This window comes from Paraburkholderia sp. J8-2 (assembly GCF_905220195.1).
GTDB lineage: Bacteria > Pseudomonadota > Gammaproteobacteria > Burkholderiales > Burkholderiaceae > Paraburkholderia.
Window position 1 is genome coordinate 1 of record NZ_CAJMZA010000064.1, and the last position, 6,409, is coordinate 6,409.

3 protein-coding genes are annotated in these 6,409 nt (G+C 56.1%); 1 reads left to right on the top strand and 2 read right to left on the bottom strand.

The window, feature by feature from the left end; all coding sequences use genetic code 11:
• Positions 1-238 precede the first annotated feature (238 nt).
• Together U5A52_RS42515 and U5A52_RS42520 are read right to left on the bottom strand one after the other, a co-directional pair.
• Positions 239-3,175, bottom strand: a complete 2,937-nt coding sequence (locus U5A52_RS42515; protein WP_321940366.1) for a Tn3 family transposase — start codon at positions 3,173-3,175, stop codon at positions 239-241.
• Between the two features lie 1,041 nt (positions 3,176-4,216).
• Positions 4,217-4,567, bottom strand: coding sequence for a hypothetical protein (locus U5A52_RS42520; RefSeq protein WP_321940363.1), 351 nt, complete (start codon positions 4,565-4,567; stop codon positions 4,217-4,219).
• A gap of 390 nt (positions 4,568-4,957) precedes the next feature.
• Here U5A52_RS42520 and U5A52_RS42525 point away from each other — a divergent pair, with 390 nt between their 5' ends.
• Positions 4,958-6,082 carry a hypothetical protein gene (locus U5A52_RS42525; protein WP_321940364.1) on the top strand — a complete coding sequence of 375 codons (1,125 nt, stop codon included), beginning with the start codon at positions 4,958-4,960 and terminating at the stop codon, positions 6,080-6,082.
• Positions 6,083-6,409: the final 327 nt, after the last annotated feature.

A 6,409-nucleotide genomic window follows, 5' to 3' on the forward strand; every position in this document is an offset into this window, starting at 1 on the left:
CGGGGTGCCGTTGATTTCCGTGCAGCTTTCCGGTTAGACACATCTGCGCCTGGTGCGCATCTGCCTTGCGGCCCTGTTTATTTCTCTTTTTGAATCAAACACCTGCTGACTACCCTCTGCGGCACCCCTATTGTGCGGATGACGGGGGGCAGTCCAGCGGTTTGATTCGCACGCCGTGGCGAAAGACCGAAACTGCAGACGCTGTCTGCATTATCGATTCAATGTTTTGGACTTCAACTCAGGCGCGGCGACTGGCGGTCGAAGCGTGCAGATCAATCTCGAGACTTGGAAGGATTCGGTGCGCGTATCGAGCCACCGGAAAATTGAACGTCCCGCGCAAGTTGATTCCCTCCAGGTGTGTCGGCGCGATTCTTCTCAATTGTTCTGATTCCAGTGGCTTGCCCGTCGTAGCCAGTATTTCTTCAAGGGCTCGTTGCATGTGGGTGGTGTTCCACGCCATCAGGATATTCGAGAGAAGCGTCAGCGCGGAAGAAACCGCCGAGAGTGATTCCTGACGGCGTGCCAGTTCAACGGGTATCTTGCCGATATGGATCGCGCGTTGGACATTGTGGACGGCTTCTCCTCGGTTCAATACATGCTGCATCTCTGCCCTGAAAGGGGCATTCGTGAAATAGTCGATCAGAAAAATGCTTCTGAACAGACGCCCAATGTGAACGCCGCCTTCATACACGGCCTGCCCGCGCGCCGCTGAGCCGAAGCGGGTCAGGGCATCGACCGCAGTGCATTTTCCGGAACGGATGGATGCGGCGATTCTCACGAACTCGTCCCAGACGTTGGCGATGAGCTCTGGTCTGACATCGCGGTCAGTGACCGCGGCCAGTTGCGGTGGGACTTGATGGTTTCGAGGGACGTGAAGCCGTCGGTCACGAAGGTGTGACAGGCGAGGGCACAAGTCGAATCCCAGTGCCCGTGCGAGGCCCATTGCGAAATCTGTGTAACCATGGGTGTCGACGGCGAGCTGCGCGATGTCCCTCGCTGCACTCTGTCGGACGACGCCCTCGATCGCGGCGCCGGCCTGACGCTCGTTCAGCACGATGGGCTGATCGTAAAAGATGCCCCATCGATCGAGCACGTGCGTGTACATCCCAATGGATGCCGTGCGGCGCCGAGGATCGGCACGCGCCTGCCATACCGTGCGAGTCGTCTCCAGCGACATCATGTCGGAAGATGCCAGATCGGCGCGGCCCCAGTGCGCGGCGACGGGATGCTCATGCATGAATTCGAGAACAGCATCGGCGGCAAGCCGAAGCATTCTCTCGTCTTCAAGTCGTTTCATCATCTGATGGATTGCAGCCGGCGAAATCTCCGGGACCATTCGGGATATCTCCGCTGCCGAGAGTGAGGTTCCATGGGCCAGTACAGCCGAATACATCATGAGCAATTCGACCCGCGATCGAGGTTCGCGCCCAAGCAGGATCCAGCTGAAGCGCGTTGCGCTGTCAATTTCGAGGATGATCTCCGGTAACTGGCCGGGCGGATGGGCTTCAAAAATAGCTCGTCGCAGGCGATCGGCTTCTACGTCACCTGGCTGGGCTTCCAATGGATCGAGATGCACCGCCGTATCGATCCGCACCATGCCTTCATCCGCTGCACGATCCAGCAGTTCAAGGCGCTGGTCGAGATGGGCCAGAACCGGCCCCAGAAACTCCTGAGGGTCCTGCGGCAGCCCAAGATGCCCATACAGGTTGTTCCGCTTTGCCCGCCAATCTTCGGCCGGAATCAGCATATGTGCCTGACTCCGGAAGGAAAAGCTGTGCTCGACAAAAATCGTGCCGTTGCGAAGGGCGACACGCAGCGCAAAAAGCGTGGCCCATTCGAAAGCCACCATCGCCTTCAGGCGGTCGAAACCATCAATCGATTCGCGCCACGCGCGCCCAAGCCGGACGTTCACACCCTCGGGCAGCAGGTAAGCGTGACGGCGGTAGAGACCTCGCAACAGGACGATCGCATCCAGCACAGGATGAACGTTGTCGGCCTCGAACGGCAACTGGACAATACGGATCAGCAGGTTGCGCGCGTGGTACCGCTTTCGGAGCAAACGCTGCCTGATCTCGCTGCGGCGGCTGGGTGGATGTGGTTGGAGGACCTGATCTGCCAGTACGCAAAGCTCTCTGCCGAGAGCTTCACGCGAGAGCGATTCGTCAGTCGCGAGTGTCTTTACGGCGAGGGCGAATTCACGAAGCTGATCTGCGGCTTTCACTCTTGCGGTATCGACCTCGCGCGACGCGTCGTTCGCGACTTTCAACACCCAGCGCCTCAACATTATGAGTATCTGATCAGTCGACGTACAAAGGGCGTAGCGCATGAAACACGCCGCTTCAAGCCTTCGGCCTTGCGGCTCGATCCGTTTGCTGATCGAAGGTGGCCGGCTGGCGCAGCGGCGCGCGTAATAACGCACGATCGCGTCGTTGCACTCGACTGGCCAGCCGTTGGCCACGCCGTGCATCGTGAGCAGCTTGATCTTGTCGAGCACCTCACTCATCTGGTGGGTCGAGCCACGAAGCGGGACAGCCCATAACCACCGCTGCAGACTCGTGTTGTCTCCATGCGGCTGAGCCAGGAGACGCGCCCAGCTCTCGAGCTTGTCGATGCCGAGCGCCTGATCAAGCGTCTCGTGCAGTGACTCCTCGATATCGTGTATGGCCTGAACGATGAACTGCCTCAAGCTGCGATCGGACGGTATGACGATACGATGCTCGTAAAACCAGCGCTTCAGATCACTCATTAGCTGGCCGCGCTCCGGGCGGCCTGTAAGCTGTTCCTTGAGCCAGCGGATCACGTACCGACGCTGATGTTCGGCGATCGCCCGGAAATTTACGATGCTTTTTGCGAAGCCATGATGGTCCGACAGTGTCTTGAAGTTACCGTCGTAGATCGACCGTAACGTCCCAACGTCCGGCGGCTGGACATCAAGCTGCTGGCCAAGGTGTCGCCAAAGAATGGTTGGGATCTGCCTGTATGAATCAAGCGGCCGACCGGTCATTCGCAGGAAACCGACGTGCAGCGCGATGGCCAACCGGTAAAGATCGGTCCGCCGCGAATCGATCTGAGTGCGTTCGCGTTTTGAAAATGTAAAGAATGTGCTGAGTTCGAATTCGCTCAGCTCGCGCGGTACCTGCCGGATCCCGAGATATGCCAGTCGCCAGTGATCCATCATGCAGCTCCGCATCCATGATGAGAGCAGACAAGCGTAGCGATGCAAAATCATCCGTGCCACGGTAGAAATCGGGATGCCGCGTTGAAGGCACAGCGACTAAGGAAGGTGCCCGATCACGGCGCTAGAGTTGACATAAGGTGGTAAGCATGTCGCGTCGCGATATGACGTCCCGGTGGACATAATCACCTCTGGAATTAAAGTTTGATAACTTTGGTTATGTTAAATTATGTAGTTATCCTAAGTACAGTACCGAATTGTATTCCGCATCGTCCGGCGGCTGGATATCAAGCTGCTGGCCAAGGTGTCGCCAAAGCGGCCCAGCGGCCGCTATCTGTGCAAAAGCGACGGAGAGTGATGAATAAACCATGCAAAGAGCAGTATTACGGCGAGCAGGGGCGACAGCCCAGCACAAATTATGCTTATCGTTCGAATTCTGGCGGGACCCCACCGGTTTCCAGTGGGTTTGGCCGGCATAGAATCAGCCAAGTGAGCGAGGCGCAGTTCGCCTGCAATCTCCGATAAGGCGGAGAAAAGACGCTCCCCACCAGTTCCATCTCGGCTCGGGGATGCCACCATCAAGTTGACACGTGTAGTCAAGATAGCGCTACTCAGCTCCATGCTGAAAGCATAGTTATCCAGAACGAACGTCAACAAAGAGTTGAGCGGTTCGCGCCCACGTAACATGTCGGCAATAGATTCGGAATTCGCGCCATATACAAACAACCTTCTAGCTATCTGGTAGCGTCGCGACCCTGAAAAACACGCCGCGAAAGCGTTCGCCGGGGAAGTCGAAAATCCAATATCAACCCCGGATGCTGTTGGCACCTCGATCTTAAGCGTCTGTAGCGACTGAAAGAACGACACATAGAGGTCATGCCGTTTAGCTCTATCTTCGTATTCGCCCATTTTGGATATTGGATAGGTGCCGTGCACGTATTCTAAGGGCCAATTGATAAACGTCCGCAACCAAGTGAAAACCCGACGTTCTTCGCCCTTACAACGGCAGTTGCGAAGGTCAACTGTTGGCCGCACGGTGCCCTACGCCGCGCCCGACGGTCGTGCCGGTCGCCGAAACCAGCGCCACCCCCGGCAAAAGATGAAAAACAGAATAGCCGCCGTCGCGATGATGAAAGGATACGCATTCATGCGATGTATTCCTCCCTCGTCGGTTACGGGGAAGCCACCAGAAACCGGGATAGCTACGCCATACCAGACGGCGATGAACAGTGCCGTCATCAAAGTCGCCAAGGGGCGCTGGAACACATCCGAGGGATTGAATACGAGCATGTAGACGGCCATGGTCACACCTGAGAGCGGGAACGCCAAGATGATCGAAAACACGGCTGCGAGACCATAGTTCCGAATCTGTTCAAGCCTCGATTTGTTCATGGAATGTTTAGTTTTATTGGACCGCAAGGGCGATTGTCAACCATCTGCGCCGCGATGTCGAATGACCGAAATTGGCGGCGGATTCAACCGGTCCGACGACCCTTCTCGGGCCATTCCCTCGTCTCTGTGGAACGGCGGGTTCTGAACACCTACCGGCCGGTTGCTGGCTTCGTTGAGTATCGTACAGACGCCTCGTGAGCGTAAGGGCGACTCTGTAAACCGCTCCGGTGGCGAGTTTGTCGGCTACCTGGTCAGGGAATGGAAATGGCTGAGTGGACCTGAAGGGGCCACTGCATTCGCCATCGCCGCATCGTGCGTGACCCGATTTGCAGGCGGGGCTCAACTATAAAATCAGGAATCGAAATGTCAATCAGGCCACGCATCGTCCACATGAACGATTCATTTGATCTATCAAGTGCCGTGTCGAGGACGATTCGTGGGGCGATTGTCAGCGCCCTGATGGCGTCAGCAGTTTCAGCGGAGGCTTTTCCACCAATACCGGAGCACCATCTTCCCCTTATCGACGTACTCTCCGATAAACGCCCCGTTGTGCTCGAGACGCGAAGGCTCTGGAATGAAAAACCAGAAAGATTGGAGTTCGGTGTCTTTGATCTGGCAAGTGGAAAGCAATCCCTATGGAACCTTCCGCCTGAATTGCTCGACGAACCCTCCCACAATGGGCGTCCGAGACTTCTATCCCCGAATCGCGGTGAAGCCGCCTGGGCGAACTTTAGCGGCGTAATGTTGGTGGCACATTCCGAAGCAATCTACATGGTTCACCCTAACGGCTCGTATTCAAAAATCAATCTGTTAATGCCAGGCAAACTATTGCAATACGATGGAATGAGTCATTACGCCCTCTCCCCCGACGCAAGCAACGTCGCTTACGCGCTCTACACGCGAGACAGGAAGGACACTCAATTCGCCGGGTCGACTGGCAAGTTATACACGGGACTCCTGATTCAGCAGACAGAGGGTTCCGAACCGATAGAGATTGCAAAAGATGACATTGACTTCCTCCCGACCTTTAGCCCGGATGGCAAGAAGATTGCCTTCAAAAGAGGGTTTGACCGTCTCGAGGTGACGGATTCGATGGGACACGAAATCTTCATGGTAGAAACGCACATCAAAGCAGAACTCTGGAAAAATCTGGTTGGAATCACCGAGATCCAATGGTCGCCAGACAATCGTCGCATAGGTTTTATCGCAAATAATCGGTTGTACACCGTCGAGGCGAACGGACAGAACATGGCGGCAATGCCGGGAGCATTCGAGCGGCTCGACATCAAGAATTTTGCCTGGTCGCCGGATAGTACAAAAATTGTCTTTCGGTCCGATTTTGAAGCGGGCAAGGATTGCGAGTTCAACCTCATCTATAAGTTCGAGGTCGGCGAGTTTCCGTGCTGGACGACATACTATCTGTACACTATCAACGCAGACGGATCAGGACTCAAGCGTGTCAACAGTGATCGGGAATATCGGCCCGGGAAGTTGTTCTGGATACCAAGTCACTGAGCGTCGGCAACGGGCGTTGTCAATAGTACGCCCTGCGCACGCCTTGACTGGAGCGCCCGTTCAGTTATCCGGTGTGGCATACGGTGTATGGCCATGAATGGCAGGCCGCTAGCTGCTGCACACCTGCCATTCGAGTGTCAGTTCGTGAGCACTGCCGGGTGACAGCAGTTGGCCGTTTGTCGCCTTGTGAGGGCCGAAAACCACGGGCTTCGGCTCGAGACAGCAAACCCTTGATTTAACGCCAATATTTATTGGGGACAACCCGCAAAGCCGCATGCAGCCGGGAGCGTTCTAACCGGAAATTTGCGCCGAAATCAAGAGGACCCC